We start from the raw sequence: 18,961 nt of genomic DNA, 5'->3' as shown, positions 1-18,961 counted from the left end.
TATCTTGATTACTAGAATCTATGAAGCGATTGATAGATATTATTATTTTGTAGTTAAGGTTTGGGTCGTACTATGAGCTATTTAGGCTATAGTGATAGCCTTATAAATAAGGAATTCGTAGCTTAATTGCTATGAAAATTATTTCAAAAGGTTTTTTATGAGTGATACGGTTTTTAGCATAGGACATGGCAATAGGGACGAAAAGTTATTTTTTGAGCTCTTAAAAAAATATCAAATTTCTTATCTTATAGATGTTAGAACTAGTCCTTTTTCTAAGTTCAACCCTCAGTTTAATAGAGATTACCTAAAAGCTAAAAGTAGAGAGCACAATATCGTATATGTGTTTATGGGTGATGATTTGGGTGGAATGCCTAAAGATAGGTCTTGTTACGATAAGGAGGGTCGTATCATATATAGTGAAGTCATGAAAAAAGAATTCTTTAATAGAAGCATAAATAGGTTAATCACAGCTAATACAAAAAAGATTAGAGTTGCCTGTATGTGTAGTGAAACAAATCCTGCGGATTGTCATAGAACCAAATTGATAGGCGAGTATTTACATAATCATGATATTGAAGTGACGCATATCGATAAAGTGGGCGACCTAAAAACTCAGAATGAAGTAATGAATGAGTTAACGAAAGGGAAAAACACTCAAGACATTTTTGGGGACTCGTTGGAATTTAAATCTAAAGGAGTGTATTAATTGAATATAGACATGACAGGTGTTTACGGTGAAACTGAGGATAGCTTCTTCCAGAAAATAATAGATAAAAAGATTACACTGTTTATTGATGTAAGGAATAGACGTGGAATGAGAGGTAGTAAATATAAGTTTGTTAATAGTATATACTTGCAGAATAAGCTAAAAGAACTAGGAATTCAGTATATACATCTAAAAGGACTGGCTCCTACAAGTAAGATAAGACAGCTCCAAAAAGCCCAGGATCATATAAACAATGAAACTAAACAGAAAAGAACTAAGCTGAGTAGTGAATTTATAGAAGAATATAATAAAAACATACTGTCTGAATTTGATTTTGACCATTTGGGTAAGCTTATAGCAGAAGAGAGGGCGTTGTTCTTCTGTGTGGAAGCTGAAGATGACTCCTGTCATAGATCCTTAATCGTAGAAAAAATAAGAAAGGACTTTGGATAATGGCAAGAAATATACCAAGACGAAAATCATCGACTTATTCAGCCCCTTCTACCACCTCTGAAGTTCTTGTCCTATCAAGAACGAAAATGGGTTCAGGGAAAATATGCGTAGGAGGTCATTGTTTCACTACTAGAAAAAATGTTCGTCTATTAAGTAGTACTTGGGGTCGTTTATCTGAAACTGAGCCATATAATATAGGCGACGTATATCGCATAACATATTCCACAAAGTCTATCCCAGTCAGCTTTCATCCTATAATTCCCCCACATATTGAGGATGTTTCTGTAACCCATAAGATTAAGCTAAGAACACTTGTTAACGCTAGTTTTATGAGAGTTATTCAAAGCTTATCTTCACCCAATATGCATATTAAAGATTTGTTTGAGGGTTGTTTAAACTGGCAGAATGGAAAGGGTTTTCTACTAAGAGGCTCTATTCCTCATTGTGGCAGTGTTCAAATAGCAAAATTAAATCATGACTTAGTAATGAAGGAATCTCGCTATCAAGATAAAGTAAACAATGTCTTTGAGCATAAAGATACTACTGGAAATGAATATGATGTCAGCTATGTTGGTTGTGAAGAATTAGGTTTACCTTTAACCATTAGCGCAAATACACCTATCAGATTTTCTTTGGCTCGTTTCTGGGATAAAGGGGATGGAGTCGAGAGATCTTATCTACAATTATCAGGGTTTTATCGATAACACACATTTAAGTGAGTAGAAATGAAACTCGAATAACTGTAGACGCATTAGTTGAATGTATCTACAGGTACTCCTATTGTTTGTCTCCTAAATTCAGATACTCTATTTTTGAGCTATAGCCTCACCAACTAGCTGATATAAGTAGTCCAAAGCTTTAAAACTGACCATCAAAGTGGGGAGAGAAAGGAATATCGTCATCTACTGGCCCAGGTGGAAACCCCTGATTAACATTATTTTTATTAATTAGATTATTGGGTACTTGCTGGCTATTCTCAGGTTTTTGATAGTCCGGATAACTGATGGGTTGTTTGTTATCGTCCTTGCTGTCTAGCATCTGCATACTAAAAGCTTTAATCTCAGTTACGTAACGGTCGCCACCATCGGCTGCCTGATATTTACGTGTACTTATCTTGCCCTCGATATAAACTTTTGAGCCTTTTCGTAAGTATTGCGCTGCAATCTCACCTAGTTTATTGGCTAAAGATACCCTGTGCCATTCGGTCGACTCACGTTTTTCACCGCTATTTTTATCTGTCCATTGCTCACTTGTCGCTATAGATATATTAGTGATGCTGCCACCATTGCTGAATTGCTTTACTTCCGGATCAGCGCCCAATGAACCTATCAGCATTACTTTATTAACTCCGCGCATAATATCCCTCTCTTAGTTTGATAATTGTTTAAATACTATATTGTAGTAGTTGCGTGACATTTCTACACGTTCCTTTGCTTATCAGTTGTAGCAATCGGTACAGGGTTTACCAACAGGCGCATAATTCTAAAACTAATGGAAATGCAGTTTTTGCTTGAGGCAATATTTTTTCACTTAAATATTTCTGAGTTTAATTCTTTTGTTATCTTATCCATATGCTGACGCCACTCTTCCACAGTCTTGAACCCTTCTTCTTTCGCTGCGTTTCTTTCATACTCCTCATGTTTTTTCCTAGCTTCCTGCAGTTTTCTCTCTCTCTCCTCTATTTTTATATCTAATACCTTGTCGAATTTTTCCATAGTTATACTCACTTCCTGAGAGCCTTTGCTAACTAATCTCGAACCCTCTTTGAAAGATTTGAATAAAACCGTAATGGCTTTTAACATTGTTGTATATCTCTATTGGATGATTGATAAACCATCATACACTACGTGCGTTATATTTCTTGGCCCTAGCTACAAGTCACTGAAGATCGCATTTTTGAGAACTGAGTCTGCTTGGGATTATCGGAGACTAAATACTCTCCAATTCGTAATCTGATGAATACTAGCTTGACAATAAGCGAGATATTTATTTATATAAGTTGAGTATTTGAGTATTTGAGTATTTGAGTATTTGAGTATTTGAGTATTGTTTCTCTTCTTTAACTATAACGGCTATCAGCTGACGCGAGCACTTAGCTGTAGCCTGTATTCCAGAATAGCTATGCCCAGATTTCAGGAGGCTAGCGATAATCTTACGCTTCTTATTATCTTTCCTACGTCCTGAATATTTACCTTCTGCTTTAGTACGAGCAATGCCTTGCATCTGACGGATACGTCGATCTTCATAGTCCTTTCTAGCCATAGCAGCGAGTATATTAAGCATCATTGTTAATAGCCTGCAATACGCTGCTCATAAATTCAATGCTGCTCTCAGATTGAATCGCCATATATGAGGTCAGTAGTTCTTTTGATACGACTGATAGCATTCTTTCAAGAGCATCCCAATCAGATTGGTTCAAACTTGCTAAGCGGTCAATCTGATCAACCAAAATCACATCGCCCTTGTGGCCATGATCAGTAGCAAACTGTATTAGCTCATTTTTGGCATGCTTGGCGTATTGCTCTTTGGTAGATGCTCGCAGATAAGCTCTAATAAACATAAATACCTAAAATAGACGGTAAACATGGAACCATCTATAACAGACTTTCGAACTATAGGACTGGTTGCTGTGCTTTTTTCCTATCATTAGCCTATACCCAAAACATAAAACCTCTAAACGATAGCTTATCTATCATTAGACTTGTTTCTTTAATTAAACGATAGTAATATCATGCTATTATCAATGAACATTAATTATTAAGTCTAAATAATAGAGGTGGCGTTATGACCGTTCGTATTTATGTGAGAGCCAGTACTAAGGATCAAGACGCTACCAGAGCATTGGCTGATTTGATTACTTTTAGTACAAGCTATAGTGATAACTACATGGAGTACGTTGAGCACTTCAGTGGCACTAAGCTCGATAGACCAGCATTAGCTAAGCTGCTAGAGTACGCTGAGCAAAACGATATACTACTAGTTGAAAGTGTCGATAGACTTAGTCGTCTCTCACAAGATGATTTTGCGATTCTAAAGCAGCGTATCAAAGACAAGGGCTTACGATTGGTTGTGGCTGATCTACCAACCACGCATACGGTTAACGAGGGTATGACAGGTGAGATCCTAAGAGTGATTAACGATATGCTGATCGATTTATTGGCGACCATGGCAAAGCTTGATAACGATAAGCGTAGAGAGCGCATTAAACAAGGGTTAGCCAATAGTGGCTATAAGCCCACTGGTAAGAAAGCCAATACCGCAAAACACAATCGTATTAAAGAATTGGCCAGTCAAAACAATATGACAAAAGAGGAAGTCGCTAATGCAGTTGGTGTTGGCGTAGCTACGGTTTATCGAGTACTAAAGCAAGGATGATATCTGAGGTATTTTAACTATTTATTCACCTTTTTATAGATAAGACGCTATCAAGTACATAATGATTAATCTGGTGGATTTTAACCATGAATCCTGACTTGATCTTGATTACCTCCAAAATTTTCGGCGTAGTTTAGGTTGAGTATTTGAGTATTTGAGTATTAATTTAGACGTAAAGCCGATCATCTGATACTCGTAGATACGCTCTGATAAACATAAACACCTAAAATAGTCTGTTATAAGTGGTTCTATTATAGCGGTCTGCTTTGAGTGGTCTGTTAATACGTTTGAAGGGTGAAATAGCCGGTTCCCTTGGGGTATACCTTAATAGTTCTCATAGGTAACTATGTGAAACTCAAAATCTCCTTTTCTATACTCGTATGGAATATTAATATCGGCATGTAAGCAGTCTTCTAAAGTAACTGGATACACATAACTATAATTTTTATCGCCAGTATTATCTAGACTCTCCTTCAATATAGAAAACTGAGACTGATTTAAAATTATTTCGTAAACTGCAAATTCATCACTTAAAGGATATACATGAATCTCTCTTATAATGTTATTCATGGTGTTATCTTCCTATTTTTTATAGTAGGTTTTATATGCAGTCCAGTTTTAGGATCAAATACTCCAATATGATCGTCATACTTCTCTAATTCGCCATGCTGATAATACCGTAGAAAATAATCTAGGAATTGTTAATCAGAAAGCTTAATAATAATGACCTACCTATCGGTTTAATAGCCATTAAAGTCGTATCTAAGACTAGCAGTTCGATGCCTGTATAGCGCACCGATCATGTGTAGAATACGCAGATAAACCCTAAAAAAACGTACTCATTCTTAAGCTGGAGGGAGTACTTTCAATTACATTATTATTTTTTGGGATGAATATCCATGTATCAAAACTTACAGCTGTAACGTCGTCAAAAGCATTTACTATACTTTCAACAGTAGTCTCTATAATTGGGTATGCTGCATCATTCCAGATAATAAAACAACTATCTGTCAGTCTGAGATTTATTTGATTTTTAGTTTCTTCTATACAGTTTAGCAGCGCTTTTTTATCAACCTTGTTCCAGTCAATTCCTCCGCTACCACTAGTTCGTATTGGAAATGAGCTAACAAACTGATCCATTACTTTCCTAGACTCTTCATCAGCTAATATTCTAACTTCTTTAAGAGCATCTAAAGCTTCATCGAATAAAACACTCATACAAGTGACCTGTTAATGTAAATTCTCGATTTTAGGTTGTTATTAGTAAAGCAGAGGCATAACCAGCGGAGACTAAAAGTGCATGCATTTAAACCATCAAGGCTTAGATAGCTTTGCGATTTTAGAATAATGATCGTGCAAAAGTGCTTTCACTTCTGCATTGGTCGCAATCTTACCTTCTACAAAGTCGTCAAAGATATATTGGGTCTCAGGATTCACTGGGATATTATCAACTGCAAAACTAGCAAGCGTATCTGCAGTGATGCGCCGGCGCTTCGCAATTTCGGCTTCACTTACAAGGATAGGGCGATCATCAGACATTTTTCTTTTCATTTCATATGTTGAGGCAGTTGTCGCAATTTTTGCGATAGCTGCCTTTTAGACAATGGTGTAACTGTCGCAAAATCTGCGATAGCTGCCTGTTAACTACTTCTCATTATTTTTTGGCTCTCGATATCTGCGTCATTTTGTGTTATAGCGCGTCATTTAGTGTTTTTAATACTTTCTCTTTCTTGGAAATAACTAATAGTAAGCAGTCCGCTATTTACTGAATACGAGCTTGGCTCTTTAGAGAGCGACTAGATAACAAATCTTGCAATGTTTGAGCCATTTTATCTGTCTCCTAAAGCTTTAAACAGCACTACAATAATCTATTTCGACTCTCGCTTTGTATGATCATTGGCTAATAGCTAGTGGTACTGCATATTTAAAGCCTTATATTCGGGCTTATACAATCTCCCTAGTCGTGCGAAACTTCTTCTTTCATGCGCGTGAAGTCGGCCTTATATTCGGGCAAATATAAGTCGATGTCTTTTCTATTGCAAGTTGTTTGATGCTCTAGCACGAAGAGCAAAGCAGCTTTGTTTTTGCTATCCAAGCTATACCACTTCGACAAATTGGCTGGGTATGCAGAGCCATTGTATAAGCTCAACAACGTATCGCGGCACGCTACAGCACCGCTACCGCCGCCGCGTGTAGTAAGGATTACAGTCTCTAAATGCTTGTTAAATTCAGCAGAAAATTCAGCTGAATTATAAAAATCTTGCTCTTCGAACATCGCGAGATTATCAGCTAATATCGCATTGTCGCGCGCTTCATCAGAAGTGCGATTCATTGATACAGTGCCATTTTCGGTATGAATTAAAATTTGATCGTCGGTGTATTCGACCGTTGGTTTCATGTGGGATCCTTATGTGCTGTGACATTGTTGATATAATTTAATTTGACTCGCGCTCGCACGATGTCAATTAGTAGAATAACACTCTATTACTGTAAGCGTACTCAAAAAAGCGTTGCAGCATTACATCTCTAATACCTGACAATGTTTAGGTATGATTTTACGAAGCATTAGCATCGTAAAACCAAAATTTTCTTGACGATGAGTATCAAGTTAGCAACGCTATATATGAGTCTAAGCTGTATTCATAGAGATCAAATCAAACAGACAAGCACTATCGCGTAGTTATACAGGTCGACGAAACATGTACAAAGAGGAGCTTTGCTATTTTGGGGGATAGTTACAAATCTAAATGGCAGTTACACAGAATCTGGGATGGTCTCCACTTATTTAATGAGAAATAGTTAGATAGAAGCTGAACCACCCCGACTTTATCGCAGGCTGATTTACTTGAGTCAGGTAGCAATGCCTGACAGGATTAAATTATCATAATACCGCTTTTGAAATTCAAAGAGTCACACATAACCAATCGTGCTATGCAGTAGTTTTTTGTTAAACTAATCCACCCATTCAAGGTTGCCAGTTCAACATCGGTAACGCCGTTTCAGCTCTGCTTTAGATATTTAATCACCTCAGATTTATATAGTCCGTTGACCGTTTTGGCTAATGCATTATCATACGAATCGCCAGTCGTACACACCGACAGAGTCAGCCATTTTATCGATGTAGCGAATGTATAAGTATTGAACCCATCTATCGCTATGATAAATCACCTCTTTGGGGTAGTTCCTGTCCGCTATTGCTTGATTTACTGCTTCCACCACCATAGCAGTCAGTGTTCATACGAGTAGATGTTTTCTAGCCAACGATAGCGCGAGCACACACATCAATAATAAAAGCGGTATATACCTAGCCAATCATTGTCTTGATGTTAGTGAAATTTGCAATACACAACTGGTTAGGATGATGAGCATTAAAGTTATGATTGACCGAGACATCAGCACGCATTTAGTCGTCACGGCTGTTATCGGTAATCTTGCCTTATGAATTCAAAGTAAGCAGTAGATATAGACTAATTCCGTTAACTAAGAGCTTAATAGTACTTAGAATGCGCTAATTATTCAGTAAGAACGTACGGAGAACTAATACAACCGCTATCGAAATAAGTTCTCAGATTAATGATATTCAAAAACAATTGACACAATTACTAGATATCATCGTATCCTATAAAGCTGCTCGTAATGCACAATCATTTGGGATTAATCTATTTAAGATTGAACTAACGAAGATTTATCAAAAGTTGAAAAGGAATTAGAAGTTATCCATGTTCAAATTAAGGTAATGATAAAAGAACGCTTTATAGGAGTAAGCCTAAAGTAGTTTTATTGGATATTTATTTTAATATTTTTTGACGTACTAGCTAATATCGATCTCAATTTAGATCTCAAGAATATTTACATCTCATTATTAATCTATGCCATCGTTAGGAACTAGTGACAAAATGCAGTAAATGTCACTAGTTAATTAACTTACGTGGTGACAGTTGCTAATGCTCTTAAGATGTTGGTTTTAAGGAGTTAGGGCTATGTCATCACTATGCCATGTTACGTATATACAGGTCTTGGTGAAGATGTATTGCAATCTATTCAAACGCTCAATATTGGTCAAGGCTTACAAGCAGGTACGGCGATTGTCATTGTGGCGATTATCATTGACCGCATTACTCAGGCGTTTGGGCAAGGTAAGCGTGCGCGCCAAAAAACCATTGAAGCTGGTAGACGCCCGATTGGTTAGCAGTTATTTGCAGACATAATAATGCCTTGTGTCGGTTTTAAAATAACTCAACTACATGAATCAATCTTAATAAATAACAACTCTAAAAATAAAAACAAAGAGAACGACAATGAATCATATTCAGCTAGAAAATATCAGTAAGATATATAACGCCAGTCACGCACAAGCAAAAATGGCATTGGCATTGCTGGCTGAGGGTATGGATAGTATTGCAGTAAAGAAACAAACCGGCTATTCGGTCGGGCTTTATGATATTAATTTAGCGGTCAAAGCAGGCGAGCTGCATTGTATTATGGGGTTGTCAGGCTCCGGCAAGTCAACCTTAATACGTCATATCAATCGTCTGATTGATCCAACCAGTGGCAAGATATTGGTAAACACGGCTATCAATGCTAAAGACTCTGTGACTAAGTTAGTATCTAACTCAGTAGTTACAAATAAAGATACCTTGCCAATAGAGAAAGGAGAACCCTCTTCTGCTGTTAATATCTTAGCGCTCAATGATCAAGAGCTTCAGCAATATCGTCAGCAAACAGTCAGTATGGTGTTTCAGCATTTTGGTCTGGTACCTCATATGACCGTCATTCAAAACGTCGCCTATGGCTTGCGGGTGCGAAAAATGAGTATCAAGGAGCGTCATGAGGTAGCTAGGCACTGGCTGAATGAAGTTGGTCTATCCAATCTAGAGAGTAGCTATCCCGATGAGCTGTCAGGAGGCATGCAGCAGCGCGTTGGGCTGGCACGTGCTTTGGCAATGGACAATCCTATATTGCTCATGGATGAAGCCTTTTCGGCGCTCGATCCTTTGATTCGCGCTCAACTACAGGATCAATTATTAGAGCTACAAGCGCGATTGAATAAGACGATCGTGTTTATCACCCATGATATTGACGAAGCCATCAAGGTAGGTCAGCGTATTAGTATTTTGAATGGTGGACGTTTGGTGCAAACAGGCACATCAAGCGACTTACGTCATAATCCCGCTGATGAGTATGTCGCTAGATTTATGGGTGCTAAGCAGTAGGTGTATATAGTCGATTCATTTTAAAAGCGATACAGGGCTATTGGCTATAATTTTTTCTTGGTTGCTGTTCGCAGGCGTGACAGAGGCTGCAAAAAATTTATAGCCAATAGCACGTTATTACAATCGTATCGCTTTTATTTTGAACTGACTATATAGCGACTTATGTTATCGTTATTATTTTCTAAAAGGTAGGTTTTTGCTAAAGTAATCTATCACTCTACTATTTCCATGCTGTTAAAAAAGTGTAGCAGCATCTCTTTTACTATTAAAAAAAACTCCATTATCAGTATATACTATTAAGATACTCTAATATGGAAGTCATACTTAAAGCATGTCATATCTTTATCTAAGCTAAAGCCACTACAGATACAGCATTAGGTTTCAACTCTAGCCTCACACTCTATTTATATTTTGTCTTATAGCTTTTACTAAGCCTGACTCACCCTTTTACAGTATGTTTATCGCTCCAAAACCTTTACTCATTTACTTTAACTAATAGCGCAAGAAGACCATAAGCTGCCCTACAGCATGTAGCTTATAGTCGTAAGACTTCGTCAAAAGGATATCTCATGCCACATAAGAAAGACCATCATGATGCGAATAATCATAACACTAATAGTCATGAAAATAAGAACGCTAATAATTCTGCGATAGCCCCACCGCAAGCTGCGTCACGTTGGTTAAAGAATATCAGTGCGTTTGGCGTCACGACGGTCTTGAGTGCTGGTATATTGGTAGCTTGTGGGCAGATGAGTAGTACAGAGAATAACGTCAGTAGTAGCACAAGCAAGCAAAATAGTGGCGTGAAAAGCTCACGTGATATGTTGCCATCCGATATGCTCAAAACAATGCAAGCATTGCCGCAGTTGACCAAGGGTTTGGGTAAAAATGGCGCTGCTGTGATTGACCCTAGTAAACCCACCTTGGTTAAGTTTTGGGCGAGCTGGTGCCCATTATGCTTAGGGACGCTAGCAGAAACTGAAGAATGGCGCACTGATCCTAAATTTTCTGGTTTAAATGTCGTCACTGTGGCAAGTCCCGGTCATCTGAATGAAAAAGCCGATGGCGAATTCAGCACTTGGTATACTGGCGTGCAAGCCGATTACCCTAAGCTTCCCGTATTGATTGATGCCTCAGGTGAGCTGATTAATACGCTTGGCGTACAGGTTTATCCAAGCTGGGCAATACTCGATAAAAACGGTAATTTGGTGCATTTGGTCAAAGGTAATATGTCAGCAGAGCAAGCCTACGCCCTTGCTGAAAATGCGAATAATGATTTTGCTGAACTCAAAGCTGGTAGTGCTAAGCCTGCAAATGTCCAAACATTAGATAACAACAGTAAAATTGAGACTATTAAGCAAAAAGATGGCGTTTATTATAATGACAAAGGTAAGGCGATTAACACCCGCTCAATCTACCTAGCAGGTGGCTGTTTCTGGGGCGTAGAAGCCTATATGGAGCGAGTCGATGGTGTCGTAGATGCTGTGTCAGGCTATGCCAATGGCGACACAGTCAACCCAAGCTATGAGCAAGTAATCCGTGGTTCAGGGCATGCCGAAGCAGTCAAAGTCACCTATGATGCTGATAAAACGGATCTGGATACGATTTTAAAGTATTATTTCCGCGTGGTTGATCCAACCAGTTTAAACAAGCAAGGTAATGATCGCGGCGTACAGTATCGTTCAGGGGTTTATTACACCGACAAAGCAGATAAAGCAGTAGTTGATGCTGCAATCAAGCGTGTGCAAAGTCAATATAAGCAAAAGATAGTCGTTGAAAACAAAATATTGGACAACTTTTACTTAGCTGAGATGTATCATCAAGATTACCTAGCGAAAAATCCGAATGGCTATTGTCATGTTGATTTAAGCCTTGCCGATGACAAGCCTGAAGACACGGTACGTACTAAGCTTGCATCAGTAACTACTGTCGCTGAGACGTTAGATCCTAAGCGTTATGCTGGGTTTGATAAAGGCGCGTTAAAAAACACTTTGACCAAAGCACAATATGATATCACTCAAGATGCAGGCACTGAGCGGGCATTCAGTCATGAATATGATAACTTGTTTGCACCCGGTGTCTATGTCGATGTGGTCAGCGGTGAGCCTTTATTCTTATCAACTGATAAATATGCCTCAGGCTGTGGTTGGCCAAGTTTTACCAAGCCAATTGATAAGCAAGTGATTACGCAACATGACGATATGGCATTTAACATGGTACGTACTGAGATTCGTTCACGAGTAGCGGATTCGCATCTGGGTCATGTGTTCCCTGATGGTCCAAAAGACCGTGGCGGTCTGCGTTATTGCATCAATGGCGGGGCATTGCAGTTTATCCCAGTCAATGTGATGCCTCAGTCAGGCTATGCGCCACTAGTGAAGTTGGTTAAACCTGCGAAACCTTAGTAAATAACATGGTTTAATAATTTTATAAAAAGACGTTAAGAATATTCTTGGCGTCTTTTTTATAGGTTATAGTCGGCTAATAATGTGATGAATACTGCTATGAATCGTAGTAATTTTGCTGCAATCCATAGTGAACTCTGAAAAATAATCTAAAGTTCGTTATACTCAAACGCTTATGATTGTTCTATCAGTAATATATATAGTCAAAATACTCTAGAAACGCTACGGTACTGCTGGTACAAATTTTTTGCAGCCTCTGTCTGCGTAGGCACAGCAAGCAAGAAAAATTGATATCAGCAGTACATAATGTGTCGATATTACTTTTCATTTACTATATCGTTATGTCCACCTATTTATCGCTTGCTTCGTTTAGCGATTTTTCATTTTTGTATTTAAGGCTGTAACATGACCGTTACCCATACTTCTACTACTTTTGAGCCTATTATTACCTCGTTACTTGATAACGACTTGTACAAATTTACTATGCTACAAGCCATGCTACATCAGTTTCCTCAAACCCATGGTGTCTACCGCTTTCGCTGCCGTAATAATAAAGATGCCGCTTATCCACTTTCTGATATCAAAGATGCCTTAGAGCAGCAACTAGACAGCTTATGTGAATTGCGATTTTTAGAAGATGAACTAGAATACTTACGTGGCTTGCGCTTTATGCGTTCAGACTTCGTTGATTACTTGGAATTGTTTAAATTAAAACGTCGTTTTATCACGGTGACTACCGATGACAAAGGTCGCCTATTTATCGATATCGAAGGTCCGATGATTCAGGCGATGTTCTTCGAAGTATTCGTACTAGCCATTGTCAATGAGCTATATTTTAAAGTATTAACGGATGCAAGTGTGCTTGAAGAAGGGCAGCGCCGCTTAGAGAAGAAAGTGGAGTTGTTACATCGTTATGCTGCCGAACAAGCAGGCAATAGCCGTGATATTCCTCCTTTTATCGTTGCTGATTTTGGTACACGTAGACGGTTTAATAAAGACTGGCAAGCTCATGTGGTTGAGACTTTGCACAAAGCTGAGCCAAACATAGTGGGCGGCACGTCCAACGTTTATTTGGCAAAAAAGCTTGGCATGACGCCCATTGGTACCATGGCACATGAGTTTATGCAGGCATTTCAGGCACTGGATGTGCGCCTACGTGATTCGCAAAAAGCGGCGCTTGAAGCTTGGGTACACGAGTATCGCGGTGATTTGGGTATTGCGCTGACTGACGTCGTCGGCATGGATGCGTTCTTACGCGATTTTGACTTGTATTTTGCTAAGCTTTTTGATGGTTTGCGTCATGATAGCGGCGACCCTTATCTTTGGGGTGATAAGGCGATTGCTCATTATCAAAAGCTAAAAATAGATCCAAGAACCAAAGTGTTAACCTTTAGTGATGGCTTGGATCTGAATAAGGCGTGGGATTTGCATCAGTATTTTAAAGGTCAAATCAAAACCAGCTTTGGTATTGGCACCAATCTCACCAACGATATGGGCATCACGCCATTGAATATTGTTCTGAAATTGGTTGAATGCAACGGTCAGCCGGTCGCTAAACTGTCTGATAGTCCAGGTAAGACAATGATCAATAATGACACCTATCTTGCCTATCTACGCCAAGTGTTTGAGGTTGACGAGCCTGAATAGCTTTCATTAAAAGCCATTTAGGCACGACAAAACGGCTATTTAGCTCTCGCTTGCAACCGTTTTGTTTTCTTCAGAGAACGCGGCATCTAAAGCTTGTTGTACTGCGTTAATACGAGTCTCGCAAATGCGATAAGCGGCAATCGATTCTTCAACAGTGGTCATGAGATTATCAATATCAGGCTCATCTTGTTGCTGCAATTCAGCAGCATTGGTTTTTAAGATATCGTAGGCCGCCTTAAAAGTTTTTGGGGCGGCTTTTTTGCGTTTGCGAGTAGGGGTGCTCATAATGTTTCCTAATAGTAAAAATCAAAATAGATAGATAAATAACGGTTGCGGATATTCTGTACTGCTAGACGATTAAGAGGATGCGTTTGCAGATTCTGGCGTTTTATCATCAACATAGACATCAATAATCTGTGCTTTTGCTTTACCGTCTTTTAGGACGATATGAATGGTCTGCTCCGGGTAAAGCTGGTTGCTACTGGTCAGTATTCGTTGGTCCTGTTCATCAGTCAGCATGCTATAGCCCTGCTTAAGCACGCGAGACGGTCGATGCAAGAGTACAATATCACGCAGATGTGCGCTATCACGCTGCGCTTGTATTAACTGCTGCTGAGCACTTTGCATAATAATTTTCTGATGATTTTTACTATAAGTAGAGGCGAGTGAAAGTTGTTGATAAGCAGAGGCTTGAGTCTGTATATGCAGCTGGCTTGCTTGTCTGGCAGCTTGTTTCACTTGACGATGTGCACTTTGTTGGATACTACGCCACGCATAAGCACTGTCTTTTTGTAGTGCCGTTAATTGACCAATGGTTTGCGATTGTATTTGGCTCAATTGGCGCGCAGTTTGTTGTTCAGCGGTATTTAATTGACGCTGCGCTGCTTGTTTGATCTGCATTTGATATTGTAGTGTCTGAGTGACCAGCTGTGCTAAATGCGCCATGATAGCCGCAATGACTTTTGATGGCGTATCAAAGCTAGTATGAGCCACTTCATCTAAAATAACTTTGTCACGCTCATGACCAATCCCAACCCAAACAGGGACAGGTTGCTCAGCGACTAAAGCAGCAAGCTCATAATCATTAAGGTAAGCCAAATCACCAACAGCGCCACCACCACGGATAATTACTAATAAATCTGGCAGGCGCTGATAAGTATTTTCAAATTGCTGCTGAGCACTGATGATTGCTTGACGAATCTCTGCTGGGGCATGATTACCTTGAAAAGTGGCGTTATGATAATGGAAATGACAAGCGCCTGTACTCGCGAGTCTATTGGCGTCCGCTTGAAAATCGCCTAGCCCTGCGGCTTTTTCAGGAGCGATGACCAACACATGCTCGATATCAAACGGAGTTGGCAACTGCTGATTCAGGTTTAATAATCCTTCACCTGCCAAGCGGTCAACCATCTCAGCATATTGACGCGCTAAATCGCCTAACGTATAGCTTGGGTCAATATCTTCAATGGTGAGAGAGAAGCCGTATTGCGCATGGAAACCTGCCGATACCTTTAATAAAACCGTCAAATCACGGTCCAGTGGCATACCCGTTGCGCGCTCAAACTTGGCTAAAACCCGCGCCGCTTTAAAGCGCCATAGATTGCCACGGCAGCTGGCAATGACTTTACCGTCGTCATCTTTTTCTGCCAATTCAAAATAATAATGCCCACCTTTGCTAGATAAGTTTCGTATCTCAGCTTTGACCCAAACACGGTGATTAAAAGTTTGCTTGATCACCATATCGACCGCTGATAAGTAATCACTAAGGCGCAGGACAGTATCTTCTAAGTTACCCTCTAGACTGTTTTCTTGTTCTGCCAACTCCGCCTCCAAGGTCGCTAAATCTTTGGCAGGCGCTAATACTTTAGTGTGCTTGGTATTTGACAGGTTGGGTTTGCGCATAATAATAGACCAAAGATAGTGAGGGCTTAGAGACCAGCTAGGTGACGTAAAAGATAAGATAGGGTAGTTTAACCTAAAAGCCTCTACACAAAAAGCAAAGCCAACAAGCAGCGATTGATATTGTATCTTTATCGCAAGCTTATTGGCTCTAAGTTATCGCTAATACACTACATATATAACTACAGCTTTATGGCATGACTTACTGACAGCGGAAACTGATCATATACTCATAGTCATCATCACGTGATAAATTTGGTGAGCCTGTGCCAAGGATGGTACCGAGCACGGCACTCGCTTGACCAATCATACGCCCTGTACTCTCATTTAAGATGCCATTATATTTCACTTGATCCTCAACGATAATCACCTGTTTGCCTCGGCAAGTAGTCTTAGCACTATCTAGTGCGTTTTGCTGAGCTTTTATCTTGGTCTTGGCAATACCAGTTGTTTCATAAATAGAGTTGGCACGTTGAATAACTGGCGATGAAGGCGTGGTTTGACAGGCACTCAAAGTGAGGGCCGCGACTAAGGTGGCTGCTAAAGTAGCCGTTTTATTAAAAGTCTTCATAAGTATTTCCTAATTCCGGTAAAGTAAAAATGAAAGCATGAACCTAAAAGTGACAGATATAGTTAAAATATCTCAAAAACGCTACAGTGCTGCTGGTATAAATTTTTTGCAGCCTCTGTCTGCATAGGCACAGCAAGCAAGAAAAATTAATATCAGCAGTACTTGATGTATCGATATTACTTTTCTCTGACTATAGATATGTTAAAGCTTTTATCAAACGATGAATTTACCCTATTGATATATTGAGTGTCTAGACGGTTATTGTGTTCGATATTGCGCTTGTATTACCTACCGAAATAGACAGCGATAAAGGTGCGCTAAGTTTGCCCAAAAGTCATAAGTAATGTCTGTCTGAAGCAATATCTGTCTGCTATATTTTTTGACAATTTTCTATGATTAATAGTAAAAATTCGACAGATAGCGGCAATACACAGCAAATCACTTGAAATATAAACCATATCTAGGATAATTGAGCTATTCATTCCTAACTAATAAGTATTATATGCAATTGATTCCCGCTCCTGCTGGCGTGTTAGAAGTTGACGCGCTTTGGCAACAAGACAATTCTAATAACCCAAATACGGATACCGTTGCGCTGCTTTGCCATCCCAATCCGTTGTTCGATGGCACGATGAATAATAAAGTGGTGACGACCATGTACCGCTTTGCTCGTGATAATGGTATGCACGTGGTACGTTTTAACTTTCGTGGTGTTGGACAATCGACCGGTGAGCATGATTATGCTGATGGGGAAGTAGTTGATGCAATGACCGTGCTACAATGGATTGCTGAGCAAACTCCGGCACGCAAATTGTGGCTTGGCGGCTTCTCCTTTGGTGGTTATGTGACGGCGCGTGTGGCTGAGCAAGTGCTAGTGTCGCCGCATATATGGGGACTGGATGATTTTGAGATATCTAAGATTGCTCTCATTGCTCCCTCAGTCGAAAAAAATGACAGCAGTGATATAGACTTACCCGCCGATAAAACCTTTGAGATTTATGGTAATGCAGATGAAGTCATCGACCCTGATAATATGCAAGAATTTGCTGATCGACTGGGCATTCCTGTGAGCGTTGTTGATGGCGCAGGACACTTTTTCCATGGGCGCTTGTCTGAGCTGAAAAAGCTTTTGGAGCAGCATACGTATAACGGCGACATATAGTATTAGCTACAGATCGCTTGATACTCTTTAAGCTACCTAAAATAGCTTTGCGCTAATCAGTATTGTTAAGAGTTAACGGATTATTTTTACAACCTTAAGCTGTGTTAACCTAAAGAATGGTTGTGATAAGCCATTCTGATAAACCAGTTGCTACTATCTCAGTGTAAAAATCATAAGTTAGTAGCGATTGTCGGTATTAATACTTTATTCTGATATTTATTTTGTTTAATGATGAGTCGTATTATGAGTTTATCTCCCTTACAGCGTTATGAGCAAGCCATCAGCACGGATGAGTTTACTCGTGATGAGCAGCAGTATTTGGCGATGAGTTACTTGGATGGTCTTTACCATCAGCTCAATGATAACGCGGTACAGAAAAAAGGCTTTTTTAGTTTTTTAAAAGCAAAACCTGTTGCACCCAAAGGTTTGTATATGTGGGGCGGGGTAGGACGTGGTAAAACATGGATGATGGACATGTTTTATGATTCATTGACCATTGAGCGCAAGATGCGTCAACATTTTCATCATTTTATGCAGCGGGTACATCAAGAGCTACATAAGCTGCAAGGCGAGAGCGACCCGTTAGAAAAAGTCGCTGATATCATCTATGCTGAAGCGGTGATTATCTGTTTTGATGAGTTTTTTGTCTCTAACGTCTCTGATGCGATGATTTTGGGTGATTTGTTCACCATGCTATTCAATCGCGGTATTACCTTGGTAGCGACATCAAATATTGAGCCATCTGGACTCTATAAAGATGGCTTGCACCGAGATCGCTTTATGCCAGCTATTGCCGAAGTTGAAAAGCATACCAGCGTTATGAATATCGACTCCGGTATTGATTATCGCTTGCGTGTACTGCAACAAGCTGAGCTATACGAGTCGCCCATGACCAAAGCCAATCATCACTGGCTCGCCAACCGTTTTGCTAGCTTGTCTAACAATCAAAAATTCAGTAATGAGCCTATCACTGTTAATGGTCGTGAAATCAGGATTAATGCGCGTACCGATGACATCTTATTTTGCGACTTCCGTCATTTATGCATGGAGCCGCGGTCGGCATCTGATTTTATTGAAATCGCTAAGCAGTTCAGCACCGTACTTATCAATGCCGTACCAGCGCTCGATGATGATTTGCGGGATCCAACACGACGTTTTATTTATTTAGTTGATGAGTTTTATGATCGCCGTGTCAAATTATTGGTGCGCGCGCAACAGCCGATTCTTGAGTTATATCAAGGACAAAAACTGGCGTTCGAGATTGAACGTACACGTTCGCGCCTGCTTGAGATGCAGTCAGAAGATTATCTGAAAATGGAGCATCGTACTGAAGATTCGGATGCAGCATAGATTTTATTCAATTCTTTAAATATTAAAAACCAGTTGTTGTCCAATACTGTTGGCTACTCTATAACAATATAGCAGCAGCTGGGTTGTTTCTACTTATATCCCATAAAACTATAATAATATTACCTATAATAGGCAAATGTGCCTAACCGCTAAACACTTATAATAATGAATAAGGATAGA

At 39.5% G+C, this 18,961-nt stretch carries 19 protein-coding genes and 3 pseudogenes; 10 read left to right on the top strand and 12 right to left on the bottom strand.

The window, feature by feature from the left end:
- Nucleotides 1–157: 157 nt before the first annotated feature.
- From FQ083_RS01545 to FQ083_RS01535, 3 genes are read left to right on the top strand one after another with little or no spacing between them, the layout of a single operon-like run.
- Entirely contained in the window at nt 158–706 is a 549-nt protein-coding gene (locus FQ083_RS01545; RefSeq protein ID WP_149408521.1) for a DUF488 family protein, read from the top strand.
- Nucleotides 707–1,159, top strand: coding sequence for a DUF488 domain-containing protein (locus FQ083_RS01540; protein WP_149408519.1), 453 nt, complete (start codon nt 707–709; stop codon nt 1,157–1,159).
- Nucleotides 1,159–1,863: a dual OB domain-containing protein gene (locus FQ083_RS01535; RefSeq protein WP_149408517.1), complete on the top strand. Its 705-nt coding sequence runs from the start codon at nt 1,159–1,161 to the stop codon at nt 1,861–1,863. Before FQ083_RS01540 ends, FQ083_RS01535 begins: the two co-directional genes overlap by 1 nt.
- 154 nt (nt 1,864–2,017) lie before the next feature.
- Here the strand turns inward: FQ083_RS01535 and ssb are convergent, their stop codons facing one another.
- The 3 genes and pseudogenes from ssb to FQ083_RS12885 all read right to left on the bottom strand — a co-directional run bounded on the left by ssb (nt 2,018) and on the right by FQ083_RS12885 (nt 3,719).
- Nucleotides 2,018–2,515 carry a single-stranded DNA-binding protein gene (gene ssb, locus FQ083_RS01530; RefSeq protein WP_149408515.1) on the bottom strand — a complete coding sequence of 166 codons (498 nt, stop codon included), beginning with the start codon at nt 2,513–2,515 and terminating at the stop codon, nt 2,018–2,020.
- 170 nt (nt 2,516–2,685) lie between these two features.
- Entirely contained in the window at nt 2,686–2,961 is a 276-nt protein-coding gene (locus tag FQ083_RS01525) for a hypothetical protein (RefSeq protein ID WP_149408513.1), read from the bottom strand.
- 184 nt (nt 2,962–3,145) lie between these two features.
- Nucleotides 3,146–3,719, bottom strand: a pseudogene (locus tag FQ083_RS12885) (resolvase).
- A gap of 224 nt (nt 3,720–3,943) precedes the next feature.
- On the opposite strand from FQ083_RS12885, the gene FQ083_RS01515 reads away from it, so the two are divergent.
- Nucleotides 3,944–4,534: a recombinase family protein gene (locus FQ083_RS01515; protein WP_149408511.1), complete on the top strand. Its 591-nt coding sequence runs from the start codon at nt 3,944–3,946 to the stop codon at nt 4,532–4,534.
- Nucleotides 4,535–4,858: 324 nt separating this feature from the next.
- On the opposite strand, the gene FQ083_RS01510 is transcribed toward FQ083_RS01515, so the two are convergent.
- The 6 genes and pseudogenes from FQ083_RS01510 to FQ083_RS12760 all read right to left on the bottom strand — a co-directional run.
- On the bottom strand, nt 4,859–5,104 hold the full coding sequence (locus FQ083_RS01510; RefSeq protein ID WP_149408509.1) for a hypothetical protein: 246 nt from the start codon (nt 5,102–5,104) through the stop codon (nt 4,859–4,861).
- Nucleotides 5,101–5,193, bottom strand: a pseudogene (locus FQ083_RS12915) (colicin E3/pyocin S6 family cytotoxin); the annotation flags it as partial. The pseudogene FQ083_RS12915 and the gene FQ083_RS01510, both read right to left, overlap by 4 nt.
- Before the next feature lie 166 nt (nt 5,194–5,359).
- The gene (locus tag FQ083_RS01500; protein WP_149408507.1) at nt 5,360–5,752 is read right to left on the bottom strand and encodes a hypothetical protein; all 393 of its coding nucleotides are present in this window, start codon (nt 5,750–5,752) and stop codon (nt 5,360–5,362) included.
- Between the two features lie 96 nt (nt 5,753–5,848).
- The gene (locus FQ083_RS01495) at nt 5,849–6,073 is read right to left on the bottom strand and encodes an antitoxin VbhA family protein (RefSeq protein ID WP_149408505.1); all 225 of its coding nucleotides are present in this window, start codon (nt 6,071–6,073) and stop codon (nt 5,849–5,851) included.
- 418 nt (nt 6,074–6,491) lie between these two features.
- Nucleotides 6,492–6,932, bottom strand: a complete 441-nt coding sequence (locus tag FQ083_RS01490; RefSeq protein ID WP_149408503.1) for a hypothetical protein — start codon at nt 6,930–6,932, stop codon at nt 6,492–6,494.
- 512 nt (nt 6,933–7,444) lie between these two features.
- Nucleotides 7,445–7,967: pseudogene (locus FQ083_RS12760) on the bottom strand (DDE-type integrase/transposase/recombinase); the annotation flags it as partial.
- A gap of 558 nt (nt 7,968–8,525) precedes the next feature.
- Between FQ083_RS12760 and FQ083_RS01485 the strand changes: the two are divergent.
- From FQ083_RS01485 to pncB, 4 genes are all read left to right on the top strand, one after another.
- Complete coding sequence (locus FQ083_RS01485; RefSeq protein ID WP_223145218.1) at nt 8,526–8,723, top strand: hypothetical protein; 198 nt, start codon at nt 8,526–8,528, stop codon at nt 8,721–8,723.
- 109 nt (nt 8,724–8,832) lie between these two features.
- Nucleotides 8,833–9,747 (top strand): ATP-binding cassette domain-containing protein, encoded by a 915-nt coding sequence (locus tag FQ083_RS01480; RefSeq protein ID WP_149408501.1) that lies wholly within the window; start codon nt 8,833–8,835, stop codon nt 9,745–9,747.
- Nucleotides 9,748–10,316: 569 nt separating this feature from the next.
- Nucleotides 10,317–12,152, top strand: a complete 1,836-nt coding sequence (gene msrAB, locus FQ083_RS01475; protein ID WP_149408499.1) for a bifunctional peptide-methionine (S)-S-oxide reductase MsrA/peptide-methionine (R)-S-oxide reductase MsrB — start codon at nt 10,317–10,319, stop codon at nt 12,150–12,152.
- Nucleotides 12,153–12,557: 405 nt separating this feature from the next.
- Complete coding sequence (pncB, locus tag FQ083_RS01470; protein ID WP_149408497.1) at nt 12,558–13,799, top strand: nicotinate phosphoribosyltransferase; 1,242 nt, start codon at nt 12,558–12,560, stop codon at nt 13,797–13,799.
- A gap of 39 nt (nt 13,800–13,838) precedes the next feature.
- On the opposite strand, the gene xseB is transcribed toward pncB, so the two are convergent.
- The 3 genes from xseB to FQ083_RS01455 all read right to left on the bottom strand — a co-directional run bounded on the left by xseB (nt 13,839) and on the right by FQ083_RS01455 (nt 16,269).
- A complete protein-coding gene (gene xseB / locus FQ083_RS01465; protein ID WP_020443296.1) occupies nt 13,839–14,084 on the bottom strand; it encodes an exodeoxyribonuclease VII small subunit in 246 nt (81 codons plus the stop codon).
- Nucleotides 14,085–14,156: 72 nt separating this feature from the next.
- Nucleotides 14,157–15,701: an exodeoxyribonuclease VII large subunit gene (xseA, locus tag FQ083_RS01460; RefSeq protein WP_149408495.1), complete on the bottom strand. Its 1,545-nt coding sequence runs from the start codon at nt 15,699–15,701 to the stop codon at nt 14,157–14,159.
- 199 nt (nt 15,702–15,900) lie between these two features.
- Nucleotides 15,901–16,269 carry a hypothetical protein gene (locus tag FQ083_RS01455; RefSeq protein WP_011513429.1) on the bottom strand — a complete coding sequence of 123 codons (369 nt, stop codon included), beginning with the start codon at nt 16,267–16,269 and terminating at the stop codon, nt 15,901–15,903.
- Between the two features lie 502 nt (nt 16,270–16,771).
- On the opposite strand from FQ083_RS01455, the gene FQ083_RS01450 reads away from it, so the two are divergent.
- Both FQ083_RS01450 and zapE read left to right on the top strand, forming a co-directional pair.
- Complete coding sequence (locus FQ083_RS01450) at nt 16,772–17,431, top strand: alpha/beta hydrolase (protein WP_149408493.1); 660 nt, start codon at nt 16,772–16,774, stop codon at nt 17,429–17,431.
- A 243-nt stretch (nt 17,432–17,674) separates the two neighbouring features.
- Complete coding sequence (gene zapE / locus FQ083_RS01445; protein WP_020443299.1) at nt 17,675–18,781, top strand: cell division protein ZapE; 1,107 nt, start codon at nt 17,675–17,677, stop codon at nt 18,779–18,781.
- Nucleotides 18,782–18,961 lie beyond the last annotated feature (180 nt).

Origin of the sequence: Psychrobacter sp. ANT_H59, assembly GCF_008369225.1 — a bacterium.
Lineage (GTDB): Bacteria > Pseudomonadota > Gammaproteobacteria > Pseudomonadales > Moraxellaceae > Psychrobacter > Psychrobacter cryohalolentis.
Note: the sequence above shows the minus strand (reverse complement) of the source record. Positions and strands in the feature narration are given on the sequence as shown.